Raw genomic sequence first — 25,185 nt, forward strand, 5'->3', positions numbered from 1 at the left:
TTAAAGCAACGGTGCACAAATGGCGTGCGACGATGACCGCCGGGGTAGCCGCCGCTTCACTACTGGCGAGCCCCGTGCTGTTTGCCGATTTTAGCCGTTTGGGGCAGTTGCAGGATAAGGGGTTTTCAATTAGCGCGGAGGCGCGCCTGCTTGATACTGATGCGCCTGTGCTGCTGGGAAGCATCAACCCAGCGCGCCAGATGGCGCCCGCCTCTGTTACCAAAGCCTATATGGCAGCCGCTCTATTAAATCGCTTTGGTCCTCAGCATCGCTTTACCAGCCAGTTGGTAAGCAGTGGCGCTATCGATAACGGCATTTTGCGTGGGGACCTGGTGTTTGAAGGAGGCGGCGACCCTGGGCTTACGACAGAAAATCTGTGGCGCCTGGTACAGCGCTTACAAATGGCCGGTGTTAATGAAGTGGATGGTGCGCTCGTCGTAAGCCAGTGGCGTTTTGGCCCTGTCGACTGTATTACCAACGACCGCTGCAACGCCCGCACCCGTGTGACCAATGCTTATAGCGCGCCGCTTACCTCCGCGGGGGTTAATTTCGGCAGCTGGTGTGTCAACGTGGCCCCTTCTCAAGTGGCGGGTGAGCCCGCTCGTACCACGCTTTGCGATAGCCAGTTACCATTAATTGATATCGATAACCAGGTCATCACACGTCCGGCCAATAGCGGAACCGAAATTAGCGCCGAGCGAGTAACCGATGAGCGTGGCGATGTAATGCGCCTGAGTGGGCAAATTTCGACCAACGCCATGGCTCGGGATATTTATCGAGGGGCAGGCGACGCCGCTGAAGAGACCGCGCAAATACTGCTTGGCATGCTAAACCAGGCGGGCATTTCTGTCAGAGACCCATGGCGTGTCACTTCAACACAGCCTCTTGCCAGTGCGAAGCGCTTGGCGGCGGTGGATGGCCAACCGCTACAAGAGCTCCTGCTGCGCACCATGAACTACTCCAATAACTATATGGCTGATGTGCTGGCCTTAAACCTGGTGGAAACGCCGCAAGCCCAGCTGCGTCAGGCGGGCTCAGCGCTGGAAGTTTATGCCCAGAGCTTATCAGGCCACGGCCCTGTCACCTTATATAGCGGTAGTGGACTGACGACAGAAAACCGTACATCGGCTCACGGCGTTAATGTAATGCTGGAGGACATGTATCTGAAGAGTTCGCTGTTCCCAAGCTTCGTGGCCGCCTTTCAGTCGCCTGCCAACGGCGTCATGCGATTTATTCGACGCGGCTCATCCACGTTTCAAAATAACGTAATGCTCAAAACAGGTACGCTGAATCAGCCTTTTGCCGTACGCGCTGTGGCAGGTTACTTTCGTACGGCCTCCGGGCGTTGGGGTGTTTTTAGTGTATTGGTGAACGGAAGTGGTAACACTCCTTATATAAGCTGGTCTGAGGTGCTTGATCCGTTGTCGCTCGATTTGGACGCAATGATTCTGGCTAATTAATTTCCTCGACGCTTAAAGTGAGACGACTTGCATGAAACCAGAGCATACCGGTCTAACCCATTTGGTGTACTCAACGCGCTACTCCTGGAAAGGATTAAAGGCTGCCTTTCGTAACGAAACGGCCTTTCGCCAGGAAGTGTGTATCACCGCCGTGTTGTTGCCTTTTGCCTGGTGGATCAGTAATGACTCGCTAAGCTGGTTACTGCTGGTGGGCAGCTTGTTTTTCGTGCTCATTGTTGAGCTGTTAAACAGTGCGATTGAAAACGTGGTCGATCGCATTGGTACAGAGCATCACGAACTTTCCGGGCGGGCCAAGGATATTGGGTCCGCCGCCGTCATGCTGTCGTTGATAATGGCCGGGCTTACCTGGGGGCTTTTGGGTGGGCAAAAAATCTTTGGCTAGCGTGTAAACGCTTGGCGGTGAGGTAGCTATGCAACTGGATAATTCGTTTATACCTTTAAACGCGCTGCCTGAGGCGCTTCAGCAAGAGGGCCAAAAGGTGGGTCAGCGGCTGAACGATGCGCTTGGCCAAGCGGATAATACTGCCTCAATGACCCAGCAGCCGCTGCCCTCGGGATGTTGGCAAGCGCTTACTCAACCACGCCGCGAGGCGCTGGCCAAGGTGCTAAGCGTATCCACCTTTGTGCTGGATACGTTCACCCGCTACCCGGGCTGGCTTGCAACGCTTGAAGCCAACGGCGAATTGGATGCGGCACCGGCCCGGAACGATCAACAACAGTGGCTGCACGACGCACTGGAAAGCGCAGAAGATGAAGCGGCCATGCAGCGTGTGTTGCGGCGTTTTCGGCGTGCACGAATGGTGGGCATCATCTGGCGGGATCTAAATCGGCCTGACGGTTATACCATGTGGGATACCGCTCACGCGGTTTCTCAACTGGCTGAGCTGTGTCTTGAGGCCGCGTTACGTTGGCTTGAAGGTTTTTATGCGCCTCGCTGGGGTATGCCAGCGCCCCGTGCCGATGGCGCTGCCCAGCGCTTGGTCGTTCTTGGAATGGGTAAGCTGGGCGCGGGCGAACTGAATCTCTCCTCTGATATCGACCTGATTTTTGCCTTCCCTGAAAAAGGTGAGACGCAGGGCGGGCGCAAGCCGCTGGAGCATCAGGAATACTTTACCAAGCTGGGCCAAAAGCTGATTGCCGCGCTGGATGCCATGACCGCAGATGGCTTTGTCTTTCGAGTGGATATGCGCTTGCGGCCGCTAGGCGATGGCGGGCCGCTGGTAGGCAGTTTTGCCATGCTCTCAAGCTACTACCAGGACCAGGGACGCGAGTGGGAGCGTTACGCCCTGCTCAAGGCGCGCCCGGTGGCGGGAGATATAGAGGCGGGCATTGAACTATTGGCTGGCCTGCGCCCGTTTGTTTATCGCCGTTACCTGGATTTTGGCGCCATTGAGTCACTACGCGAGCTAAAAGCCATGATTAACCGTGAAGTAAAGCGCAAAGGGATGCAGAGCAATATCAAGCTCGGCCCTGGCGGCATTCGCGAAGTGGAATTTGTGGTGCAGGCGTTCCAACTGATTCGGGGCGGGCGGGATACGGAGCTGCAGGTAACGTCGTTGAAAACGGCCTTGAATCGCCTGCCCGAACTGGGGCTACTGCCTCAAACGGTGGTCGATGAACTCATGCCTGATTACGCGTTTCTGCGCGACCTGGAGCACGTCATCCAAGCGCTTGAAGACCGCCAGACGCAAATGCTGCCGACGGATGAGATCGACCAGGCCCGGATTGCTTTTGCCATGGGCTATCAAGATTGGGCACTACTGATGGAGGCGCTTGATGATGTTCGAGAGCGTGTTCGGCATCATTTTGATGCAGTGATTGCTGACCCCGAGGGGGATGCGGAAGAAACCAACGACGCAAGCCGCTTGGCGCCTGCGCAGTGGCGGTTGATCTGGCGCAACGAGCTGGAAGCGGACGAAGCAATCGCTTACTTACACAGTGCAGGATTCGCCGAGCCCGATAAGGTATTGAAGCGTCTGCAGAGTTTTTATCAATCGCGTCAGGTGCAAAGCATGCAGCGAATCGGTTTTGAGCGTCTTGATGCGCTAATGCCGCTACTGCTGGCCGCCGTGGCTGAAAATGAGACACCGGATATCGCGCTTGCCCGCGTACAGCCTTTGATTGAGGCGGTACTAAGGCGAACCGCCTATTTAGCGCTGCTGCGTGAAAACCCTCAGGCGCTTGAGCATCTCATGCGCTTATGCGTTGCCAGCCCATGGATTGCCGAGCGCCTTTCTCGCTATCCGATTCTGTTGGATGAGCTGTTAACGCCAGAAACTCTTTACACCCCAGCGGATAAAGCACGCTTGGCCGATGAGTTACGTCAAACGTTAAACCGGCTGCCTGAAGATGATGAAGAAGCCCAGCTTGAAGCATTGCGGGTGTTTAAACATGCCAAAATGCTTCACGTTGCCGCCTCTGATATCGCTGGTACGCGTCATTTAATGAAAGTAAGTGATTACTTAACGTATATTGCTGAAGTGATTCTGGATGCCGTTTTGGCGATGGCCTGGAAACATGTGACCCGTAAGCACGGAGTGCCCAAGGGGCTCAACGACCATGAACCGGCTTTTCTGATTATTGGCTATGGAAAGTTGGGCGGTATCGAGCTGGGTTATGGCTCTGATCTTGACCTGGTTTTTCTGCATGATAGCGACGGTAAAGGGGCTACCGACGGTCCTCGACCCATTGATACGCCGCTGTTTTTTACCCGGTTGGGCCAGCGCATTATTCACCTTCTAACCGCGGTGACGCCCGCAGGCAGCTTGTACGACGTCGATATGCGCTTGCGCCCCTCAGGCAATGCGGGGCTATTGGTGACCTCGCTTGATGCCTTTGCCGACTATCAACAGCAAAATGCCTGGACCTGGGAGCATCAGGCGCTAGTGCGCGCACGGGTCGTCGCCGGAAGCAGTGCGCTTGCCGAACGGTTTAACCAGATTCGTGGAGACATCCTGGGCAGGCTGCGTGATAAACAAGCCCTGCGAGATGATGTAGTCAACATGCGCCACAAAATGCGTGACCACTTGGGCAGTAAAACGCAGGAAACGCGCTTTAATTTGAAGCATGATGCTGGCGGTATGGTGGACATTGAATTTCTCTGCCAGTACGCGGTGTTAGCGCTGGCTAACCAAACCCCCACGCTACTTACCTACAGCGATAATATGCGTATTTTAGAGATGCTTGCCGAGAGTGGGCACTTACCTTCAGAGGAGGCTGAACAGTTAAAAGAAGCCTATCTAGCCTACCGCAGCAGAACACACCGCGCAGCACTAACAGGTGAGAAACCCATTGGTGAGGTCGATGACTTTAAGGAGCACCGCGCAGCCGTCAACGCCCTTTGGCAGCGCTTTCTTGAACCCTAAACAAGCCTCATGCCGATGATTAGCGGCGTGTGCTTAACGGCACATCTCGGAGTGGCCCTTCGCTAAAAAGAACAGCGCCGTTAATCACGCGGCGTTGCCTTGTTATCTTCGTGTGTTTTTACCTCGTAACTTCCTTCCAGAACATCCTGCTGACTTGACCGCGTGTGAGGCTCTGCATAACCGCCGCCAATATCCTGAGCTTGCTCGGCGCGCATCTGTTCCATCCGCTTTTTCATTTTATGGCGCACAAAAGGCATCATGGCCCAGCCAATTAAAAGAAAGAACAGGCCTAGTATGACGCCAACCACCATTAGCACGCCAAACGCCAGCCACGTTAGCAGCAATTTTAAGCTACCCATTAGCCCGCCGGGCTGCGACTGCGCTGCGCGTGTACGCCATTGTTGAGCAGCTTGCCAAGCGGCGTTACGTTGATCGCGATTCATCTGTGGCATAAAAGCCTCCATCGTCGTGTGCCTTATTGGAACATAGTTTGTTAGCCAAGTTCACTGAAGGCTGGCCTATATCTTGCTACATTAAGAGTAATGGCGCCGCCATTGGCGTTTTAGGCATATTTGTTGACTGGACCCCTCAGGCAAAGGCGGTTGTTGAAGGGGGCGGGTTAACTGAAGAGGAGTGAACTTGTAGCCGCGTTCTGTTGCTCGCCGCCAATAATCACATCATTGCAGATACGCAACAAAATACCGTTGGCAACCGGTATCCATTAACACGCGATAGAAGACCCTGCTGGATAGGATCGCTAGCGCCAAAATAATGCGACTTGGCTAAAAAAGAGCATCTAATGTTTTATTTTGGTGCAATGAACGCGCTAAAGAAGATGACTGAAAACAACTGTTTGCCCATTTAGATAATGGCGTTAAATGAGCATGCCCTTCATGAATAAACGAAGACTGTACATAAACATCGTTAACCCGCTAGGGTTACAACGTCTATGTATAGTTTCTTTCATTCAATTGCTTATCTAACAAGGTGGTTGTATGGCAAATCATGGAGGAAAGTCGGTGTTTATTGCATCGGCTGTCATCATTTTCAGCCTGGTCGTAGTGGGAGCAGCCTTTCCCGAAGGGTTCGGAAGTGCAGCCGAGTCGGCTCTCGCATCGGTAACGCGACTTTTTGGTTGGTTTTATCTTTTCTCTGTATTTGGGTTTGTTGTATTCCTGTTTTCACTGGCCTTTAGCAAGTATGGCAAGGTACGTTTAGGACCTCAGGACAGTACGCCCAACTACACTTTTTTCTCATGGATCAGCATGCTGCTGGCGGCCGGGTTTGGTGTAGGGCTTGTGTTTTATGGCATGGCCGAGCCCATGACGCACTATATTGAGCCGCCCTACGGCGATGTGCCCGCCGAGACGGAAGCCGCCGCCCGCTATGCCATTCAATACAGTTACTTCAACTGGGGCATTCACCAATGGGCTGCCTTTTCGGTGGTGGGCCTGATCATTGCCTATTTCCAGTTCCGTAAAGGTCAGGCGGGGCTTGTTTCATCGGTGCTTTCATCCGTTACCGCAAAAAGACCGCGGCTTCGTCCTTATGCCTCGTGGCTGGATGTATTTGCGGTTGTCGCGACCGTGATGGGGGTGGCTACCTCGCTAGGGCTTGGGGTATTACAGATGAACGGCGGCTTGAACGCTGTTTTTGGCCTGCCTGAAAATGGGTTTTGGCAGTTTATTATTCTGTTGGTGATGTTCTGCGCCTATATGGCGTCGACCTGGTCCGGGCTTGATAAAGGTATTAAGCGCCTTTCAAACCTGAACATGGTGCTGTGCATCGGGCTGATGGTGTATGTGTTGGTGACCGGCCCGACCATTGCGATCCTTGAAACGATTACGCTAGGCATTGGTGACTACCTTCAGAACTTTATTGGGATGAGCCTACGTATCTCCCCATATAGTGATAATGAGTGGGCCAGTAGCTGGACGATTTTCTATTGGGCCTGGGTCATTGCATGGTCACCGTTTGTAGGTACGTTTATTGCGCGCGTGTCCCGCGGCCGTACGATTAAAGAGTATGTGTTTGGCGTATTGCTGGTTCCGCCACTGTTGGCTTGTCTCTGGATTGGCGTATTTGGGGGAGCAGCACTAAACATGGAGCTTAACGGCACAAATGTAGGGTTAGCGGCCGCCACTCAGGAAAATATCACCGTGGCGCTGTTTAAAATGTTCGAGCTGATGCCGTTCTCTAACGTACTTTCTGTTGTTGCCATGATGCTCATCTTTATCTTTTTGGTAACATCGGCTGACTCTGCTTCTTATATCGTGGCGCAGATGACCGACAACGGCTCTATTAATCCCCCGCTTTATAAACGTATCATCTGGGGTGTGCTGATTGCGGCAATTTGTTTAACGCTGATTGTGGCGGGAGGCCTTTCCGGGCTTCAGTCAGCAGCAGTGCTGTCGGCACTACCGTTTACCTTTATTCTGTATATGATGGTCATTGTGCTGGTACGTGAGCTACGCGCAGATCGTAAGGCTATGTTGACCCAGCTCTATCGTCGCCACGGTGAAACGCCTGTTGGCGCCGATGCCTTTGAAGCTGAGCAGATGGGCGAAGAGGAGCGCTTACGCCGTGCACCTAATGTTATCAATCGGCGTATTAATAGCTAGGTCAACTTAATCAGGTCTTCAGGAGCAAACACATGGAGCGAGGATGCTGATGGCTCGGCGGGGACGTCACGGCGCAACACGACGCCAGCCCAAGGGGCAGGCGCTTGAGCGTTGGTTGGACCGTTGGCTGGACCGCGTCGTTACGGTCGCCGTTGTAACGGCACTGGTGATTGGCCTGTCGGCTGTCTTGGCACATTGGCTTTTGTAGGCCAACCTGGTGTAACGCAGTCCTGATTGAAATGCAGTCAAAGCGCCCGGCGATAAGCCGGGCGTTTGCTTATACAGTAAGCTTTAAGCGTTTTGTCATACCTTACAGGCGCTAATGTGCAGGCTTGCCACTGCCCCTAAAGAGAGACTCCCGATGTTGCTAAATGATGCTGCCAAGGCTGCTTCTTCCTACGCTTCACGCCGCGAAATATTCGGCTGGGCCATGTTTGATTTCGCTAATCAGGCGTACACCTTGCTGATCATTACGGTGGTGTTTGGTGAGCTGTTTACCACAGTGATTGTAGGGGACCGAGGCGATGGTTTTCGGTTGGCCAACTTTCTATGGAGCCTGGCGCTAGCGGTCAGTTATTTAATGGTGGTAGTAACGGCCCCACTTTGCGGTGCGATTATGGATTATCGGGCCGAGAAAAAACGCTTTTTGTTTTTTAGCTACCTAGCCACGGTCGCCACTACCGCGATGCTTTACTTTGTATCTCCCGGCTATGTCGTGCTGGGGCTTGTCCTGATTGTGCTGTCCAATTATGCCTACTCCATGGGAGAGTCCTTTATTGCGGCCTTTCTACCGGAACTTGGGCCGCCTGAAAAGCTTGGCAAGATTTCCGGGTTTGGCTGGTCACTAGGATATATTGGCGGGCTGTTTGCTGCGGGCTTTACCCTCGTCGTACTGGGGGAGGCAACCGTTGAAAACTATGAACGTATCCGTTGGGTGGGGCCCTTCGCGGCCGGTTTTTTCTTGATTACCGCTATTCCCACCTTCCTGTGGCTTAAAGAGCGCGGCACTCCCAAACCTTCTGGGGTGGCGTACTGGGATATTGCCCAACAGCGCGTACGTTCAACCCTGCATGAGTTGCGCTATTTCAAAGACTTGAGTGTGTTCCTTGTCTCGCTGCTGTTTTCCATGGCGGGGGTCTACATCATTATTGCGTTTGCGTTTATCTATGGCGCCCAGGTGATTGGCTGGGATGAAAGCGTACGCAATATCATGTTTATTATCGTTCAGATAACCGCGGCGGCCGGAGCGCTCGGGTTTGGCTGGCTTCAGGACCGGTTAGGCGCGAAACACACCTATCAAATAACGCTTGGCCTGTGGGTAGTTGCGATTATTGCCATTTGGGCAACGCCCGAAATAACCGCTTGGGCAAATATGCGTTTTGATTGGCAGTGGCAGGCACAGCATGTCTTTCTAGCGGTTGGTTGCCTGGCGGGGCTCAGTTTAGGATCTAGTCAGTCGGCAAGCCGCGCCTTGGTGGGGGTGTTTTCACCGCTTGAAAAATCGGCTGAATTTTTTGGCTTTTGGGGTCTGGCGAATAAATTGGCAGGCGTGCTGGGCATCGTGATGCTGGGTGTACTGCAAACGATCATTGGCCTACAAGCATCTATCCTTTTATGTGCAGGCCTGTTTGTTATCGCAATGTTGATTTGTGCAAACGTTAATGAGCGACGAGGGCGTGATGCCGCCATTGCGTGGCAGAGCGCTTAATATACCGCAAGCGGGGAGCACATCATGCAGACAGCACAGCGTGGCAGCATCGTGATGATGCTGCTTTTCTGGGTACTGTTAATCGGTTTGGGTACCTGGTGGCTGGATGGGGGGATGGAAAAAATACTGAACCCCAATGCCCATATCGTGCAGACTGCGACTGACGGTGGCCCCGTTACTTTAAAGCGTAACCGTTCGGGGCACTTTGAAGCACCGGGCGAAATTAACGGTGAGCCGGTGACTTTTTTACTGGATACCGGCGCTACCTATGTGGCCGTTTCAGATGAGCTGGCCAATCGGTTGGGGCTCGAACGTGGGCGCAGTGCCTGGTTTAATACGGCCAACGGTCGCGTACAAGGAAACCTTACTCAGCTTGATGAAGTAACGCTGGGTGGTATCAATATCCGTAATGTACAAGGCTCCATCAGCCCCGGCATGGAAAATCATGTCGTGCTGCTGGGTATGAGCTTTTTGCATCTGCTGAATATTGAAATACGCAGCGGCGAAATGGTTCTGAGCCTACCCGATTCATAAGCGATACTTGTGAATAGTGTATTGATGTGCTTAGCTAAAAGCTCACGGAAACGAATAGGCAAGGAGTTGCTATGGGTATTGAAGTCGGTGGATTACTCGGTCTGATTTGGCTCATTATTATTGTTTGGGCCATTGTCAAAGTTGCTAAAAGTTCAGCAGGCGGTCTGGCTAAAGTACTGTGGATATTAGCGCTGCTGATCTTCCCACTGGTAGGCCTGATTGCATGGCTACTATTAGGGCCCAAAGGATAGCCAAGCGGGCTAAAGGCTGTGCTGCCGGTTAGCGGTGGCGCTGCAAATATCGGCTTTAAAAAAGGCAGGCATCGCGCCTGCCTTTTCTATAAGTATGTACCGTTACGCACTGTTTCCATTACTGGGCGGCGCTTTATAGTGGCCAGGGATTGTTACTCTTTCCCCGTTGGGTAAATCGCGCACCTGAGTAGGAACATAAACACGCTTGATAACACTTTTAGCTTTACCATCTTTCATGGCTTACTCCTCTAGCCAGATTGTCGACAGTCCGCTGTCTACATTAGCCCTCTGTTTTGGAAGAATCAAGCGGTGCGCGACGGCAAGTAGAGAAAAGCGGCTGCTGCTCAGAAGGGGTGTTTGCTGGGTTTTGAGGTATCCTGTGAACAGGTAACCGCCTACCTTTTGAGAACGACTGACTACATGAATGACTAACTGCCTAAGCGGAGTGAAGGATAAGATGGATAATCACTTGGAACAGAAATTTCAGGCGCTTGGGTCACAAGAAACCGTTATGCCTGACTATCCCGCTCAGGATCATATTCTGATCATAGAGGATGATCAGCGCTTGGCTGAGCTGACTCGCGACTATCTGGAAGCCAACGGTTTTCAGGTCACGCTAGAGGCAGATGGGGCGAAAGGGATGGACCGCATTCTTACGCTACAGCCTGACTTGGTCATTTTGGATTTGATGTTGCCCGGCGAGGATGGTTTGGCGATTTGTCGCCGAGTGCGGCCCAATTTTGCGGGCCCCATCATGATGTTGACGGCACGTACTGACGACGTGGATCAAATCCTTGGGTTGGAAATGGGGGCAGATGACTATGTGCCCAAACCGGTGCAGCCTCGCGTGTTGCTCGCCCGTATGCGTGCCTTGTTACGGCGTGCAGATGGCCCTGCGCCCAATGGCGAAATGCGCCTACGGTTTGAAAATCTGGAAATTGATAATGCGACCCGAGAAGCGTGGCTTGCCGGTGAACGTATTGATTTAACCAGCGCCGAGTTCGACCTATTGTGGTTACTTGCCCGTAATGCGGGCCGGGTATTGACCCGTGAAGAGATCTTCAATGAGTTACGCGGCATTAAGTACGATGGCCAGGATCGTTCTATTGATGTACGCGTATCGCGTATTCGACCCAAGGTGGGTGATGACCCCAACCAGCCTCATCGAATCAAGACAGTGCGCAGCAAAGGCTACCTTTTCGTGAAGGACAGCTGATCAACACAGGGAAGGAAAAGGATTTATGCAGCGGCTGCTTAGCCATAGCGCGTTTTTAAAATTCTATCTACTGCTAGGCTTGGCGCTTTGTGTCGTACTGCTCATAGCGCTCGGCGGCCGCTCTTTTATTGAACAAGTACGGCGTGAGGATTACCACGAGCAGCTTGCAGCGCTGCCCATGTCATTAATGACTCAGCAACTGGCCGATGTCTCCGAAGAAGAAAGAAATTCGTTGGTTAATTACTTTGCCGAGCGGCTGGGTATGCAGCTTACTTTGCGGCGTATGAGTGAGGTAGAGCTTGGCTACTTCGCTGGTAAACGTATTGAGCGTGGTAGCGTATTAGTGACTGAAGATCCTTGGCGTCTCCGTCAGCGAGTGCCTGAAAGCCAATGGTTTTTGGAAGCGACCCTGCCTGCCTGGAGCGACCGCCAATGGGAGGGCAGCATCCTGTTGCTGGGCGAGTGGCTAAAAGCCTTGCCGAGTGACGAGCGAGAAGCCAACCTGACGTCGCTGCGTTCCGGCAACTGGCCGCTCACTTTGCTTAATACGCTGCCCGATAACATAACGTCTCAACAGCAACGCCAACTGGCGTTAGGCAACGTATTAACGCTGCTCGTATCCGAAAAACTGGCCGTTAGCCTGCTTTATCAACTGCCCGATGAAGACGTCTGGTTAATGGCCGGTCCTGTCTCGCGCGGTGATACGCTGCCCATGAATTTACAATTGCCGCTGTTGATTGGTGTCATGGCTGTGCTGGGTTTAATTATCTATCTGATTATGCGCAGCATCGAAGCACGTATGGCGCGCCTTGAACTGGCGGCTACCCGCATTGCCAGCGGCCGTCTTGAAACGCGCGTAAAAATAGAAAGTGACGACTTTCTGGGCCGATTAGGCATGGCGTTTAACGGCATGGCAAGCCAAGTGCAAACGCTGCTGCGTGGCCAGCAAGAGATGATTCGTGCGGTCTCCCATGAGCTTCGCACGCCGGTGGCACGTATTCGTTTTGCCGTACAGATGGTTGAGGATATGACTGATCAGCCCGCTATTCGGCGCCAGTTGCAGGGAATCGATGCCGATATTTCAGAGCTTGACGAGCTGGTGGATGAAATCCTTACCTATGCTCGCCTGGGCGGTGAAACGGTGAACGGGGCCGAGCTTGAAATGGCGCTGGTGGACTGCCGGGCAATGGCCGAACGTGTGATTGATACGCTGGCGCCACTCAATGAAGGGCTTACTATTGAACTGGCGGATGGGCCGGATATTGAACTTTTAGCCGAGCCCCGCTATTTACAGAGGGCGCTGCAAAACCTAGTGGGTAACGCCTGCCGCTATGGCAAAAAACACCTTATTATCCGGCTTTGGAGCGAAGATCAACTGGTGCGTATTGATGTTGAGGATGACGGCCCAGGTATTCCGGCAGATGCCCGCGTGGATATTTTTAAGCCGTTTACTCGGCTGGACGATAGTCGGGCCCGCAGCCTGGGAGGCTACGGCTTAGGCCTTTCCATCGTGCAAAAGATTATGGCGGGCCACGGCGGCAGCGTAACCGTGGATACCAGCCCTGCGTTGGGTGGCGCACGCTTTACGTTGCTGGTTCCTCGTCGTGAGTCGCTGGTTTAATGCCTGAGAGTACGGCAAACGAGGTTTCACGTGCGGTACGTAGAAAATCCTGCATCCAAGGCGCTTCCAGCGTCTCTTCCCGAACGGCCGCATACAGCGTGCTCCAAATGCCGTTTTCACCCAGCTTAACGGCACTGACGTAATCGCGCTCCAGATACTCCGTTAGCGCCCAGTTGGGCAGGGCACATACGCCTCGGCCGCTGGCAACCAACTGCATCATCATGATGGTAAGTTCGGCGGTGCGAATTTCCTGAGGGCGTACGTTCGCCGGGTCTAAAAATTGAGTAAACACATCCAGGCGCGCCTGCTCTACGGGGTAGGTGATCAGCGTTTGGTCTGCCAGGGCTTGAGGCTCAATAAAGAGCTTCCCTGCATAAGCGTGCTGACGCGCTACGGCCAAAAGCCCTTCATAGCGAAACAGCGGCGCATAGTGAACACCCTCCAGTGCCTGAGGGTCGGCGGTAATGACCAGATCCAGCTGCTCGCGTGCCAGCGCAGGTAGCGGGTCAAAGTGATGGCCGCTGGGAATATCAATTTCCACTTCCGGCCAGTGGTCGCGGAAGTAATCGACGGTAGGCATTAGCCATTGAAAGCAGCTGTGGCACTCAATGGCCATGTGCAGCCGCCCCTGCTCGGTCCCCGCCAGCCGGGCCACGTCGCGTTCGGCTTTACGCACTTCCGGAAGTATCTGGTCGGCCAGGGCTAATAGCCGTAAACCTGCCCGAGTAAACTCGGCGGGCCGTGTTTTACGCACAAAAAGCGGGCTGTTAACCCGGCCTTCCAGGTCTTTGAGCTGGTGCGAAAGGGCCGACTGGGTAAGGTGAACCCGTTCGGCGGCCTCCACCAGTGATCCCGTTTCACGTAGGGCAAGCAGTGTGCGTAGGTGGCGTAACTCAATCATGGATAATATCTTTCAATTTGAAAGGATTTATCATGACAGTCTCTCATGTACTTGGCTATTGGCGTAGGCGTCTTTGCATGAGTTTAAAAGTGTGAGAAGCGTGCTTGCCAGCAGTAAAGCCGCTTATTAACGGCATTACTGCGCTTACTGGATTTTTCCGGTCATGCACATATGTGCTAGCTTTTGGATGCGAAAGCGTAAAGCAGAGTTTCCTGAGCACTGATCGCATCGCCATCGCCGGGGTCCTGCAAGCGATAGGAGCCATCGCTTTGCAACAGCCAGCTCTGGCAGTTATCGACCAGGTAGGTTTCCAGGTCTTTACGCACTCGGGTGGCGAGCTTTTTATCCAACAGCGGAAAGCAGGTTTCTACCCGGTGGAACATGTTGCGCGACATAAAGTCAGCGCTTGAACACCAGGTTTCCGATTTACCGTCGTTATGGAAGTGGAATACCCGGGTGTGCTCCAGAAAACGGCCAATAATCGAGCGCACACGAATGTTTTCAGAAATACCCGGAAGATTGGGTCTTAGGCAGCACATGCCACGAATAATCAAATCGCACTCAACACCTGCTTGAGAGGCGCGGTAAAGCGCTTTAATCAGCTTGGGCTCGGTGAGTGAATTACACTTGATAATGATATGCCCGCGTTTGCCCTTTTGTGCCAGCTGCGCTTCACGGTCAATCATCTCCACCAAACGCTCATGCAGCGTAAACGGTGCGTGCAGCAGCGTATCAATTTTACGCGCCCGGCCCATCCCTGAAAGCTGCTGGAAGACCTTATGCACATCGGCACATAGCGCTTTGTTGGCGGTTAACAGACTGTAGTCGGTGTAAAGCTTGGCGGTTTTAGAGTGATAGTTGCCCGTGCCCATGTGCGCGTAGTGGCGCAGCTCGCCCTTTTCACGCCGGACAATATGCAGCATCTTGGCGTGGGTTTTATACGCCATAATGCCGTAAATAACGATGGCCCCGGCTTCCTGTAGGCGTGAGGCAAGCTGCAGGTTATCCGCTTCATCAAACCGTGCGCGTAGCTCGATAACGACGGTTACTTCCTTACCTTGACTCGCGGCATCCACCAGCGCGCTCACAATAGGCGATTCGGCGCCGGTGCGGTAAAGCGTCTGTTTAATGGCCAGAACGTTTGGGTCGCGAGCCGCCTCACGCAGTAGTTCCTCAATAGGTGAGAACGACTGGAAGGGGTGATGAAGCAAAATATCGTTCCTGGCAATCGAGTCAAACATGGAGCCGATTTTAAGCGTCTTGGGCACACTGGGCGTATAAGGGCGATACACCAGTTCAGGGCGATCAACGTCTCCCAGCACCGACATCATGCGGGTCAAATTGACGGGCCCTTCAACGCGATAGAGATCCTCGGCATCAAGCTCGTACTGGCGCATTAAAAAGTTGGTCAAGTCGTCCGGGCAATTATCGGCGACTTCCAAGCGTACGCCTCTGCCATAGCGGCGGGCCAGCAGCTCGCCTCGCAGCGCCGAGGCCAAGTCAGAAACCTCTTCCGGATCGACGGTCATGTCGGCGTTGCGCGTCAATCGGAACTGGTAGCAGCCGCGTACGCGCATACCGGGAAATAGCTCCTCAGCATGGGCGTGAATCATGGAGGAGAGGAAGATATATTCAGAGTAGCCTTCGGCGCAGAGCTCTTTGGGAAGCGCCATTAAACGCGGGAGCGAGCGAGGGGCAGGAAGAATGGCCATGCCACCCGCGCGGCCAAAGGCATCTTTACCTTCCAACTCAACAATAAAGTTAAGGCTCTTGTTGACCAGCCGTGGGAAGGGGTGCGAAGGATCAAGGCCAATCGGACTGATGACGGGCATGATCTCGTTATTAAACCTCTCATGTACCCACTGCTTTTGCGCTTCAGTCCACTGTGCGCGGCGCCGAAAACGCAGGCCCTGTTGCTCCAGGGCGGGTAGCAGCGTGTCATTAAGAATTTTATACTGACGGGCGATCTGCTGATGGGCAATGTCGGAAATTTCAGCAAGCACCGCTTTGGGCAAACGGCCATCGGCCGCTGTCGTATCATCGCCCATGGCCATCTGGTGTTTTAAACCTGCCACGCGAATTTCAAAAAACTCATCCATGTTGGATGAGAAAATAAGCAGGAACATCAGTCGATTAAGCAGTGGATGTGCATCGTCCAGTGCCTGTTCCAGGACGCGAATATTAAATTGAAGGTGGGAAAGCTCGCGATTTAAATAGAGTTGGGGGTCGTCCAGGTCGGTTTCACTAATGGCATCCTTGGCATGCACACCGTTGGGCGTACGATTAATGCGTAACGGTAAACCATCAATTTCGACGTTGGGTGGTTCGCTAAGTGATAGCGCTGTAGATGGTGTAACGTGATCGTCCATATAAGGCTCCCCCGCATTAATGGCTTCAAACTAGCATAGCGTGATACCTGCCGTTCAAAGCAGTATGCGGGAGAAAGATGACAGATAAATGTCATATATCTGTCATCTTGAGCGCGGGCTTCTAGCGTTGGTTCTGCAATAGGCGAGCGGCTTCCAGGGCAAAATAGGTCAAGATACCGTCGGCTCCGGCACGTTTAAAGCACATTAGTGATTCTAGAATCACCGGCTCGGCTTCCAGCCAGCCGTTATCGAACGCGGCGCGGTGCATGGCGTATTCACCACTTACCTGATAGGCAAAGGTGGGCACTTTAAGCTCGTTTTTAACCCGATGCACCACGTCCAGATAGGGCATGCCGGGTTTCACCATGACCATATCGGCCCCTTCACTGATATCCATGGCCACTTCGTGCAGCGCTTCATCGCTATTGGCCGGGTCCATCTGGTAGGTACGCTTGTCGGCCTTGCCTAGATTGGCCGCCGAGCCGACCGCGTCACGAAACGGGCCGTAGTATTTGGACGCGTATTTGGCGCTGTAGGCCATGATCCGGACATTGTGCAGAAGTTCTTGCTCCAGTACTTGGCGGATGGCGCCAATGCGACCATCCATCATGTCTGAAGGCGCGACAACGTCCGCCCCGGCTTCAGCATGGGAAAGCGCCTGCTTAAGCAGTGTTTCTACCGTGCGGTCGTTCTGAACGTAGCCTTGCTCATCTAAAATACCGTCCTGGCCGTGACTGGTGTAAGGGTCCAGGGCGACATCGGTAATAATGCCCAGCTCAGGCAGCGCCTCTTTAAGCGCGCGCACGCTGCGCTGAACCAGCCCGTTGGCATTATAAGACTCTTCGGCAAGCTCGCTTTTCTGTTCGGTACCTACCACAGGGAAGAGCGCCAGCGCGGGAATACCTAATGCAAACGCTTCCTTGGCTTGTTCAATCAATAAATCAATCGACAGGCGCTCAACGCCGGGCATGGAAGCAATGGCTTCACGCTGATTTTCACCCTCTAAAACAAACACCGGCAAGATTAAATCAGACGGTGTCAGGGTCACTTCCTGCATCAACCTACGGGAAAAGTCATCGCGGCGCATGCGGCGCAGCCGAGTGCTGGGAAACTGGCGAGGAGTGAGTGTGCTCAAGAGATCTCTCCGTAATAAAGGGTCATAAATAAAGATGCCCATAGGCTTGGATTGAGTATATCAGGCATGTCTTACGGCGAAAGCCGTCTTGTGGCAAACCGCCACACTGACTAAAGTGAGCGATTGCTTTGCTGTATTGCATTCGGCAGACACTGCGATAAGGGAGATAGACATGACCAAACAGGTGGCAGTGGTATTAGCGGGTTGTGGCGTTTTTGATGGTTCTGAAATTTATGAAACCACGTTAACGCTGTTGCGTTTGGACCAGTTGGGCATTGGTTATCGCTGCTTTGCGCCCGATATTGAGCAACATCATGTCGTTAACCACCTCACTCAGGAAGCCGTAGAAGGTGAGTCACGCAACGTGCTTCAGGAGTCAGCGCGCCTTGCGCGTGGCGACATCCAGCCGATTACTGAGCTAAAGGCCGATGAGTTTGATGCGGTCATTGTGCCGGGTGGGTTTGGCGTGGCGAAGAATTTGTCTGACTTTGCAAGCGCAGGGGACGGCATGCAGGTGTTGGAGGCGCTAAAAGACGCGCTTTCTGGCTTTCGGGAAGAGGAAAAGCCGATTGGTTTAATGTGTATTGCGCCGGTGTTGGTGCCACGGCTTTTGGGTGAGGGTGTTGCGGTTACCGTGGGCCATGACCCAAGTGTGTCGGGGGCTATCAGTGCCATGGGTGGCCTGCATCGCAGCTGCGCAGTGGATGAAATCGTGATCGACTTGGAACACCGAGTGGTCACCACGCCCGCCTATATGCTGGCAACCCGTATCAGTGAAGCCGCTACAGGTATTTCCAAGCTGGTGGATCGCATTGACGAAATGATGGACTAATAGGCGGTACACGCGGCGGTTATAACAAAAGCCTCTGTCATGAATAATGACAGAGGCTTTTTAACGCGTTGATAGCGTAAATAACGATGCGGTGGGTTTTCTGGTGGTAGAAGCGCCGTTTACGGCTCCTGCTCTTCGGTGGCTTGCTCATCACGCCGCTTGCGCACCAGGCGACCAAACAGCAAGCCTACCTCGTAAAGCAGATACATGGGCAGTGCCAACAGGCTTTGTGATACCACATCTGGCGGCGTTAGCAGCATCCCTATGACAAAGCAGCCCAGGAAAATATAGGGCCGCTTTTTGGAAAGGCTCTCTACGCTGGTGGCGCCCGACAGGATTAACAAAAATGTCGCAATGGGGATTTCAAATGCCACGCCAAAGGCGAAAAAGAGCTTCAGTACAAAGTTCAGGTACTGGTTAATATCGGTCATGACCGTGACGTTTTCAGGCCCGGCCTGGGTGAAAAAGGCAAACAACAGCGGAAATACCACATAGTAGGCAAAAGCCGCTCCCGCGTAAAAAAGCCCAATGCTTGAGACCAGAATAGGGATGGCCAAGGCTTTTTCATTGTCGTATAGCCCTGGCGCGATAAACGCCCATGCCTGATGCAGTACAAAGGGTATAGCGATAAAAACGGCGACCACCAAAGTTAGCTTAAAGGGCGCCAGAAAGGGCGAGGCTACTTCGGTCGCAATCATCTGCGAACCCGGCGGTAGCAGAGCCATCAGCGGCTCGGCCACAAAGCCATAGATATCATTGGCAAAAGCATAAAGGCCCAGAAAAACCACTAAAATGACCACCACCGCGCGGACAAGGCGCATGCGAAGCTCAATCAAATGCTCAATCAATGGGGTCTGCTGATGATCGTTCTGGGGTTCCCGAGCGTCGCCAGGGGTACTCATGGATTCTGACTATCCTTTTTAGAGGTCGCCTTTAAGGGCTCGTTGGAGGTATGGGACGCCGCTTCGTTCACTTCCCGCTGCGCTTCATCCAATTGGGCGCTTGCCTGGGCTACACGTTGCTCCGTTTCGCTCTGGCTTGCCGATGAAGAAGTGCTGCGCGAGGAGGGAGCGTCGAGAATACTCTCAACGTCTTTTTTAGCATTCTTCAGACTATCGTTAATGGTCTTTTGCTGTTCGTTCAGCGTTTGGCGCAGCTCTTCTGCTTCAAGCTGCGCGCTAATTTCGCGCTGCATTCCGGATATCGTGCGCTTGATTTTACCAACCCAAAGGCCTGCCGTACGCGCCGCCCGAGGGAGGCGCTCAGGGCCAAGTACCAGTAGTCCCACGACACCGACAAGCATCAGTTCAAGAAAGCCGATATCCAACATAAATTATTTGGGCTCTTCGTTACGGGCCTTGCGATTTTCTTCGGCCTGAACGTCATAAGTGTTGCCAGGTTCTTCGTGGCTAACCTTGGCGTGCGGGGGCTCGACGTCTTTCTTTTCGTCGTCTTTATCGTCTTCATGCACCGCTTTTTTAAAGCCTTTAATCGCGCCGCCCAGGTCGGTGCCCACATTGCGTAGCTTCTTGGTGCCGAAGATTAAAATAATGATGCCTAAGACAATTAGCAGCTGCCAAATACTGATGCCACCTAACATATGCGTATCCTCGTTAATTCAAATGCGTGTTATTGATTATGGCGTACGTGCGGCTTTCTCGTCATGACCGGAAATGCCAAAGCGCCGCGCCAACTCGTTTAACACATCCTGATGATCCAGCTCCAGGTGAGAGAGCATGACCAGTGTATGGAACCAGAGGTCGGCGGTTTCCGAGACCAATGCCTGGCGCTGCTCGGGACTGCCGTGTTCTGCATCCTTTGCGGCAAGCAGCGTCTCGGTGGCTTCTTCACCCACTTTTTCGAGTATCTTGTTCAAACCCTTATGATGCAAGGAGGCAACATAAGAATCTTCAGAAGAGGCGCTGCGCCGCTGCTTTAGTACCTCGGCGAGGGTGTCCAGCACGGGGGCGTGATTAGACGTTAAAGGGGTATTCATGAGTCTCCTTTACAACAGTGAGCATCATCATTCGTTAGTGAAAGTCCCACCACGTGTGAACGTCCAACCACGTTTATAACAACGCTATTGCCATAACAGTAGCAGCAAGCCAATGGCGGCTGCGCCTAAAATCGGCCAATCCTGAGTAGCGGCCCAACTGGCAAGCGGCTGCCAGGCCAGTGCAATCGCTACCAAGAGCAGGCCAATCCGTAAGCGGTGATGGCGTTTTCCTTGATCCGCCATTTGGCGCTGCATGTGATGAATCGAGTCGACCTGTTGGTGGCGCTGGCGATGCTCAACTTCCATCCGGGTCAGCGCCTGGTGGGCAAGCACTGGCAGTTCAGGCAACTGATGAGAAAGCTCAGGCGCTTGGCGCTTTAGCGACTCCCACAGCCCGCTAATGCCCGCGCGGTCTTTCATCCACTGTTCAAGATAGGGCTTGGCAGTGCTCCACAGATCAAGCTCCGGATAGAGCTGGCGGCCAAGGCCTTCAATATTGAGCAGCGTCTTTTGCAGCAGTACCAACTGAGGCTGGACTTCCATATTAAAGCGCCGAGCTGTTTGAAAAAGCCCTAACAGTACTTGGCCAAAGGAAATGTCTTTTAAAGGCTTTTCAAGGATCGGCTCGCAAACGGTGCGGATTGCCGCGGCAAACTCATTCGCTCGAGTATCTTCGCCCACCCAGCCAGACTCGATGTGCAGCGCGGCGACTTCATAATAGTCTTGATGGAAAAACGCCAAAAGGTTACGCGCGAGATAGTCCTGATCCTCGCGGGTCAAACTGCCCACAATCCCACAGTCGATCGCAATGTATTGAGGATCTTCGGGATTATCGCAATTAACAAAAATATTACCCGGGTGCATATCCGCATGGAAGAAGTTGTCGCGAAATACCTGGGTAAAAAAGAGCTCTACGCCGCGCTCAGCGAGTTTCTTTAAGTTGACCCCGCGGGCAGTCAGCGTCTCCATATCCGCGACGGGCACACCGCGAATGCGCTCCTGAACCATCACGTATCGACGTGTGAAAGGCCAATAAATAGTCGGTACAAACAGCAGCGGTGAATCCTTGAAGTTACGCTTGAGCTGTGAGGTGTTGGCCGCTTCTTTATAAAGGTCCAGTTCGTCGAATAGCGTGGCCTCATAGTCGCGAATCACTTCTACCGGGCGTAGTCTGCGGGCTTCGGGCACCTTGGCAAACAGTTTGGCAACCTGATACATCAGCGCCATGTCCTGGCGCATGATGCGGTCGATACCGGGGCGGATGATTTTAACCACCACCTCTTCGCCGGTGTGTAGCTTGGCCGCATGTACTTGAGCGATGGATGCCGAGGCAAGCGGCGCCTGCTCGAATTCAGCGAACGCTACCTCAAGTGACATCTCCAGCTCTTTTTCGACCCGGGCGGCGGCAAGTTCGGCCGGAAAGGGCGGCACCTGATCCTGTAGGCGTCTAAGTTCGTTGGCGACATCATCGGGCAACAGGTCGCGACGCGTGGAGAGCATCTGGCCAAATTTGATAAAAATAGGCCCCAGTGCTTCCAGTGCCAGGCGCAATCGTTCGCCACGACTGCGATGACCAACCGAAAAAAGCTGCAGCGGCGAAAACCATAAAAGCGCTCGCAGCCAAAACGGCAGCCGCTCCATGGGAATCAGAGTGTCTAGCCGATGGCGCGCAATAACCCAAAGAATTTTGAACAGACGCAGGCTCATGCCGACGGCTCCTGTGAGGCAAGCGATGAGTCACGCACCAGACGGCGATGGAGTCGGTTAAAGCGGGCTTCCAAACGGTCAGTTGCCACTTCAAGTTCGGTTAAGTGGTCACGCAGCACGTCACGCTGCTGGCGGCCTGGCAGTAAACGCGCTTCTTCAAATACATACTCTGAGACATCCTGAAGAAGCTCATTCTTGGTACGCAGCCCCCAGCGCGTCAGGCGGCGCACGCCTTCGGCCAACGAGTGAGCGGGGATATCGCCCAACCAATTGGCAAGCTCGGCTTCCCAGTCGATATCCAGGTCAAACAGCAGGTCGCGGGTAGCCTCCAGCAGATGAAGGCGTCCGCGCACCGCGAGCTTTCCGTCAAACATGAGCCGCTCAATGGAGGCGCCGCTGATCCATTCAGAGAAGGTTTCAGGCGTGAGTTCTACCACTGCGTCGACATCGGCTTCGTCTACGTCATCGCCACGGAGTAGGTCAATACCCGCCAAATGGTAATGCAGTACCAGCTGCAGATGTGGCTTTTCCAAACGCACCAAAAGCCGACTGCCCGCCAGGGCCGCTAAGCGAGCCGGTGCGGCAGGGTCGCGAGCGAGCAGGGCATTAAGCGTACGTTCACAACCGGCCAACACAAGTGTCGGGGTTAACAGCATGCTGACCTCGTGATCGTTGATACCACTATCGACGATAACGTCATAACTTAATGCCGCGGTGCAAGGCCACAATGCCGCCTGTCAGATTGGAGTACTCCACCCGCTCAAGGCCCGCTGCTTCCATCATCGCTTTAAGCGTTTCCTGGTTCGGGTGCATGCGAATAGACTCCGCCAAATAGCGGTAGCTTTCGCCGTCTCCGGCGACAAGCTCGCCCATTTTAGGCAGCAGGCGGAAAGAGTACTCATCGTAGGCTTTAGAAAGCAGCGGGTTATTGGGCTTGGAGAACTCCAGCACCAGCAAGCGGCCACCCGGCTTTAGCACGCGGGCCATGGAGCGTAGTGCGGCGTCTTTGTTGGTCACATTCCGCAAGCCAAACGCAATCGTAATACAGTCAAAGCTATTGTCAGGGAAGGGCAAGCACTCAGCGTTGGCCTGAACGTATTCAACATTGCCACCGACGCCATTATCCATCAGCTTATCGCGGCCAACCTTCAGCATGGAGGCGTTGATGTCGGCAAGAATGACTTTGCCGCGCGGGCCGACAATACGTGAGAACTTAAGGGTTAAATCACCGGTACCACCCGCGATATCTAAAACGTGGTGGCCGGGGCGAACGCCCGCACGCTCAATGGTGAAGCGTTTCCATACACGGTGGATGCCCATCGACATTAAGTCGTTCATAACGTCGTAACGGGCGGCGACAGAGTGGAATACATCCGCTACACGCGATGCTTTCTCGTCGACCGGGACTTCTTGATAACCAAAATCGGTGGTGCGCTTTTCCGTGGGGCTCATGGGGCTTTAGCTCCCGAGTTTGAGGCGGTAACAATCGACCAAATGGCCGTCGTATAAAAAGGTTGGCGATATTGTAGCCTTGTCTGCCCCAATTTGTCTGCGCCTGGTCGGATGCGCTGGGTCATGGTTTTTGAGTTTGGTTCTTGGGTTATGGTTCTTGAAGCATGGTTCTTGAATCATGCTTCTCGATTCTCGAATCACAGCTGCTTGAATTGAATACCTGCCGGCTCGCGCGATGCACCGGCTTCTTTTAGCCGCTGCAGGTAGTTCTCCCAATAGGCTTTTTGATGCGTGGCGAGTTCAAACAGATATTCCCAGCTATAAATGCCGCTGCTATGCCCGTCATCAAAGTAAATCTGTAGCGCATAGTTGCCTGTCTGGACGATGTTTTGTAGCCCAACCTCCTTTTTACCGACTTGAAGTACAGCGGTATCACCGCCATGACCACGTACCTCCGCAGAGGGCGAGTAAACCCGCAAAAACTCTATCGACAGCCGGAAGCTCTCACCGCTGGCATAGCCAAGTTCAAGTTCGCGGGCCTTTTTATGGTAGTGGACCCGGTTGGGGGCGGGAGCGTTCATGCACAAACCTCTTGGCTCATTGCCGAGATAGCTTGCCCACCTTCTGCGCCCCATTGAAACAGGCATCAGTGGGCAAGCGATTTAAGCGATCATTACAGGATATAGCGCGACAGGTCTTCGTCGACAGCCAGTTCACCTAGTTGGGCGTTCACATAATTGGCATCAATGACCAGCGGGCTGTCCATATCGCCGCCCTTGAACGAGGCTTCTTCCAGCAAGCGCTCCATCACGGTGTGCAAGCGGCGAGCGCCGATATTCTCGGTGCCTTCGTTAACCTGCCAGGAGATCTCGGCGATACGCTCAATCCCGTCAGGGGTGAACTCAATATCCAGCCCTTCGGTTGCCAGCAGCGCCTGGTACTGTCTGGTCAATGATGCGGATGGCTCGGTCAGAATGCGCTTGAAGTCGCCCGGCGTTAGCGCATCAAGCTCCACGCGGATCGGCAGACGACCCTGTAACTCGGGGATCAAGTCAGACGGACGCGCCAAGTGGAAAGCGCCGGATGCGATGAACAGGATATGGTCAGTTTTCACCATGCCGTACTTGGTGGAAACCGTAGAGCCTTCGATCAGCGGTAGCAGGTCACGCTGAACGCCTTCACGAGATACTTCACCACCGCTGGACTGTCCGCTGCCCTTGGCAACTTTGTCGATCTCATCCAGGAATACGATGCCGTGCTGCTCTACGGCCTCAACGGCACGCGCTTTGATTTCATCTTCATTCACCAGCTTGCTGGCTTCTTCATCGCGTAGTAGTACCAGCGCTTCTTTGACCGTTACTCGGCGCTGCTCGCGTTTCTGCTGGCCCATGTTGGAAAACAGGCTCTGCAGTTGATTGGTCATCTCTTCCATGCCAGGCGGCGTCATGATGTCGACACCTGTGCTCTGGGAAGATACCTCTATATCGATCTCTTTATCGTCCAGCTGGCCTTCGCGCAGTTTTTTGCGAAAGCTTTGACGCGTGCTGGAGTCTTCACGAGGCTTGTCTTCCTGGCCGCGGGGCGGCGGCAGAAGCGCATCAAGCACGCGATCTTCAGCGGCATCGTCCGCACGATGGCCGACTTCCTCTTTGGCATGCTCGCGTACCATTTTCATGGCCGATTCCATCAAATCGCGAATGATGGATTCCACATCGCGGCCAACGTAGCCTACCTCGGTAAATTTAGTGGCTTCTATTTTGATAAACGGTGCACGGGCGAGTTTCGCTAAGCGACGCGCAATCTCGGTTTTACCCACGCCGGTCGGCCCGATCATCAAAATGTTTTTCGGGGTTACTTCAGGACGCAGGTCGTCGTCAAGCTGCATGCGGCGCCAGCGATTGCGCAGTGCAATGGCAACGGCGCGCTTGGCGTCTTGCTGGCCGATGATGTATTGATCAAGTGCGTGGACGATTTCGCGGGGTGTCATCTGAGTCAT

Annotated in this window: 25 protein-coding genes; 11 read left to right on the forward strand and 14 right to left on the reverse strand. The window is 53.6% G+C overall.

The annotated features are described in order from the left end of the window. Positions 1-32 precede the first annotated feature (32 nt). The 3 genes from dacB to glnE are packed head-to-tail and all read left to right on the forward strand — an operon-like array spanning position 33 to position 4,846. Positions 33-1,460, forward strand: a complete 1,428-nt coding sequence (gene dacB / locus CZ787_RS02615) for a D-alanyl-D-alanine carboxypeptidase/D-alanyl-D-alanine-endopeptidase (RefSeq protein ID WP_087105878.1) — start codon at positions 33-35, stop codon at positions 1,458-1,460. 31 nt (positions 1,461-1,491) lie between these two features. Next, positions 1,492-1,863 carry a diacylglycerol kinase gene (locus CZ787_RS02620; RefSeq protein WP_087105880.1) on the forward strand — a complete coding sequence of 124 codons (372 nt, stop codon included), beginning with the start codon at positions 1,492-1,494 and terminating at the stop codon, positions 1,861-1,863. Positions 1,864-1,891: 28 nt separating this feature from the next. Continuing rightward, complete coding sequence (gene glnE / locus CZ787_RS02625; RefSeq protein WP_087105882.1) at positions 1,892-4,846, forward strand: bifunctional [glutamate--ammonia ligase]-adenylyl-L-tyrosine phosphorylase/[glutamate--ammonia-ligase] adenylyltransferase; 2,955 nt, start codon at positions 1,892-1,894, stop codon at positions 4,844-4,846. 80 nt (positions 4,847-4,926) lie between these two features. Here the strand turns inward: glnE and CZ787_RS02630 are convergent, their stop codons facing one another. Next, entirely contained in the window at positions 4,927-5,298 is a 372-nt protein-coding gene (locus tag CZ787_RS02630) for a hypothetical protein (protein WP_087106025.1), read from the reverse strand. 543 nt (positions 5,299-5,841) lie between these two features. Here CZ787_RS02630 and CZ787_RS02635 point away from each other — a divergent pair. The 5 genes from CZ787_RS02635 to CZ787_RS02650 all read left to right on the forward strand — a co-directional run bounded on the left by CZ787_RS02635 (position 5,842) and on the right by CZ787_RS02650 (position 9,960). After that, positions 5,842-7,467: a BCCT family transporter gene (locus CZ787_RS02635; RefSeq protein WP_087105884.1), complete on the forward strand. Its 1,626-nt coding sequence runs from the start codon at positions 5,842-5,844 to the stop codon at positions 7,465-7,467. 43 nt (positions 7,468-7,510) lie between these two features. Then, positions 7,511-7,675: a hypothetical protein gene (locus CZ787_RS18785; RefSeq protein WP_172117332.1), complete on the forward strand. Its 165-nt coding sequence runs from the start codon at positions 7,511-7,513 to the stop codon at positions 7,673-7,675. Between the two features lie 153 nt (positions 7,676-7,828). Next, complete coding sequence (locus CZ787_RS02640) at positions 7,829-9,175, forward strand: MFS transporter (protein ID WP_087105886.1); 1,347 nt, start codon at positions 7,829-7,831, stop codon at positions 9,173-9,175. 24 nt (positions 9,176-9,199) lie between these two features. After that, on the forward strand, positions 9,200-9,709 hold the full coding sequence (locus CZ787_RS02645; protein WP_087105888.1) for a retropepsin-like aspartic protease family protein: 510 nt from the start codon (positions 9,200-9,202) through the stop codon (positions 9,707-9,709). A gap of 71 nt (positions 9,710-9,780) precedes the next feature. Next, the gene (locus CZ787_RS02650) at positions 9,781-9,960 is read left to right on the forward strand and encodes a PLDc N-terminal domain-containing protein (protein WP_087105890.1); all 180 of its coding nucleotides are present in this window, start codon (positions 9,781-9,783) and stop codon (positions 9,958-9,960) included. Positions 9,961-10,062: 102 nt separating this feature from the next. On the opposite strand, the gene CZ787_RS19045 is transcribed toward CZ787_RS02650, so the two are convergent. After that, positions 10,063-10,197 (reverse strand): hypothetical protein, encoded by a 135-nt coding sequence (locus CZ787_RS19045; protein WP_254908543.1) that lies wholly within the window; start codon positions 10,195-10,197, stop codon positions 10,063-10,065. 220 nt (positions 10,198-10,417) lie between these two features. On the opposite strand from CZ787_RS19045, the gene CZ787_RS02655 reads away from it, so the two are divergent. Beyond that, positions 10,418-11,176, forward strand: coding sequence for a winged helix-turn-helix domain-containing protein (locus tag CZ787_RS02655; protein ID WP_087105894.1), 759 nt, complete (start codon positions 10,418-10,420; stop codon positions 11,174-11,176). A 25-nt stretch (positions 11,177-11,201) separates the two neighbouring features. Continuing rightward, on the forward strand, positions 11,202-12,797 hold the full coding sequence (locus CZ787_RS02660) for an ATP-binding protein (RefSeq protein WP_087105896.1): 1,596 nt from the start codon (positions 11,202-11,204) through the stop codon (positions 12,795-12,797). On the opposite strand, the gene CZ787_RS02665 is transcribed toward CZ787_RS02660, so the two are convergent. The 3 genes from CZ787_RS02665 to hemB form a co-directional block, all read right to left on the reverse strand. Continuing rightward, positions 12,760-13,698: a LysR family transcriptional regulator gene (locus CZ787_RS02665; protein WP_087105898.1), complete on the reverse strand. Its 939-nt coding sequence runs from the start codon at positions 13,696-13,698 to the stop codon at positions 12,760-12,762. The genes CZ787_RS02660 and CZ787_RS02665 overlap by 38 nt on opposite strands. 176 nt (positions 13,699-13,874) lie before the next feature. Then, positions 13,875-16,067, reverse strand: coding sequence for a polyphosphate kinase 1 (ppk1, locus tag CZ787_RS02670; protein WP_087105900.1), 2,193 nt, complete (start codon positions 16,065-16,067; stop codon positions 13,875-13,877). A 121-nt stretch (positions 16,068-16,188) separates the two neighbouring features. Then, positions 16,189-17,202, reverse strand: coding sequence for a porphobilinogen synthase (gene hemB / locus CZ787_RS02675; RefSeq protein ID WP_087105902.1), 1,014 nt, complete (start codon positions 17,200-17,202; stop codon positions 16,189-16,191). 172 nt (positions 17,203-17,374) lie between these two features. On the opposite strand from hemB, the gene elbB reads away from it, so the two are divergent. After that, positions 17,375-18,034 carry an isoprenoid biosynthesis glyoxalase ElbB gene (elbB, locus tag CZ787_RS02680; protein WP_087105904.1) on the forward strand — a complete coding sequence of 220 codons (660 nt, stop codon included), beginning with the start codon at positions 17,375-17,377 and terminating at the stop codon, positions 18,032-18,034. A 119-nt stretch (positions 18,035-18,153) separates the two neighbouring features. Here elbB and tatC read toward each other — a convergent pair whose 3' ends face one another. From tatC to hslU, 9 genes are all read right to left on the reverse strand, one after another. After that, positions 18,154-18,936 carry a twin-arginine translocase subunit TatC gene (gene tatC, locus CZ787_RS02685; protein WP_087105907.1) on the reverse strand — a complete coding sequence of 261 codons (783 nt, stop codon included), beginning with the start codon at positions 18,934-18,936 and terminating at the stop codon, positions 18,154-18,156. Then, positions 18,933-19,364 (reverse strand): Sec-independent protein translocase protein TatB, encoded by a 432-nt coding sequence (tatB, locus tag CZ787_RS02690; RefSeq protein WP_087105910.1) that lies wholly within the window; start codon positions 19,362-19,364, stop codon positions 18,933-18,935. The genes tatC and tatB overlap by 4 nt, the downstream gene beginning before the upstream one ends. A 3-nt stretch (positions 19,365-19,367) precedes the next feature. Next, positions 19,368-19,634 (reverse strand): Sec-independent protein translocase subunit TatA, encoded by a 267-nt coding sequence (gene tatA / locus CZ787_RS02695; RefSeq protein WP_087105912.1) that lies wholly within the window; start codon positions 19,632-19,634, stop codon positions 19,368-19,370. Between the two features lie 36 nt (positions 19,635-19,670). After that, positions 19,671-20,030: a phosphoribosyl-ATP diphosphatase gene (locus tag CZ787_RS02700; RefSeq protein ID WP_087105914.1), complete on the reverse strand. Its 360-nt coding sequence runs from the start codon at positions 20,028-20,030 to the stop codon at positions 19,671-19,673. An 84-nt stretch (positions 20,031-20,114) separates the two neighbouring features. Beyond that, positions 20,115-21,737, reverse strand: coding sequence for a ubiquinone biosynthesis regulatory protein kinase UbiB (ubiB, locus tag CZ787_RS02705; RefSeq protein WP_087105916.1), 1,623 nt, complete (start codon positions 21,735-21,737; stop codon positions 20,115-20,117). After that, a complete protein-coding gene (locus CZ787_RS02710) occupies positions 21,734-22,393 on the reverse strand; it encodes a ubiquinone biosynthesis accessory factor UbiJ (RefSeq protein WP_087105919.1) in 660 nt (219 codons plus the stop codon). Before CZ787_RS02710 ends, ubiB begins: the two co-directional genes overlap by 4 nt. A gap of 40 nt (positions 22,394-22,433) precedes the next feature. Beyond that, on the reverse strand, positions 22,434-23,189 hold the full coding sequence (ubiE, locus tag CZ787_RS02715) for a bifunctional demethylmenaquinone methyltransferase/2-methoxy-6-polyprenyl-1,4-benzoquinol methylase UbiE (protein WP_087105921.1): 756 nt from the start codon (positions 23,187-23,189) through the stop codon (positions 22,434-22,436). Positions 23,190-23,386: 197 nt separating this feature from the next. Then, positions 23,387-23,770 carry a gamma-butyrobetaine hydroxylase-like domain-containing protein gene (locus tag CZ787_RS02720; RefSeq protein WP_087105923.1) on the reverse strand — a complete coding sequence of 128 codons (384 nt, stop codon included), beginning with the start codon at positions 23,768-23,770 and terminating at the stop codon, positions 23,387-23,389. A 92-nt stretch (positions 23,771-23,862) separates the two neighbouring features. Next, the gene (gene hslU / locus CZ787_RS02725) at positions 23,863-25,185 is read right to left on the reverse strand and encodes an ATP-dependent protease ATPase subunit HslU (protein ID WP_087105925.1); all 1,323 of its coding nucleotides are present in this window, start codon (positions 25,183-25,185) and stop codon (positions 23,863-23,865) included.

The organism is Halomonas citrativorans (assembly GCF_900163645.1).
Taxonomy (GTDB): domain Bacteria; phylum Pseudomonadota; class Gammaproteobacteria; order Pseudomonadales; family Halomonadaceae; genus Vreelandella; species Vreelandella citrativorans.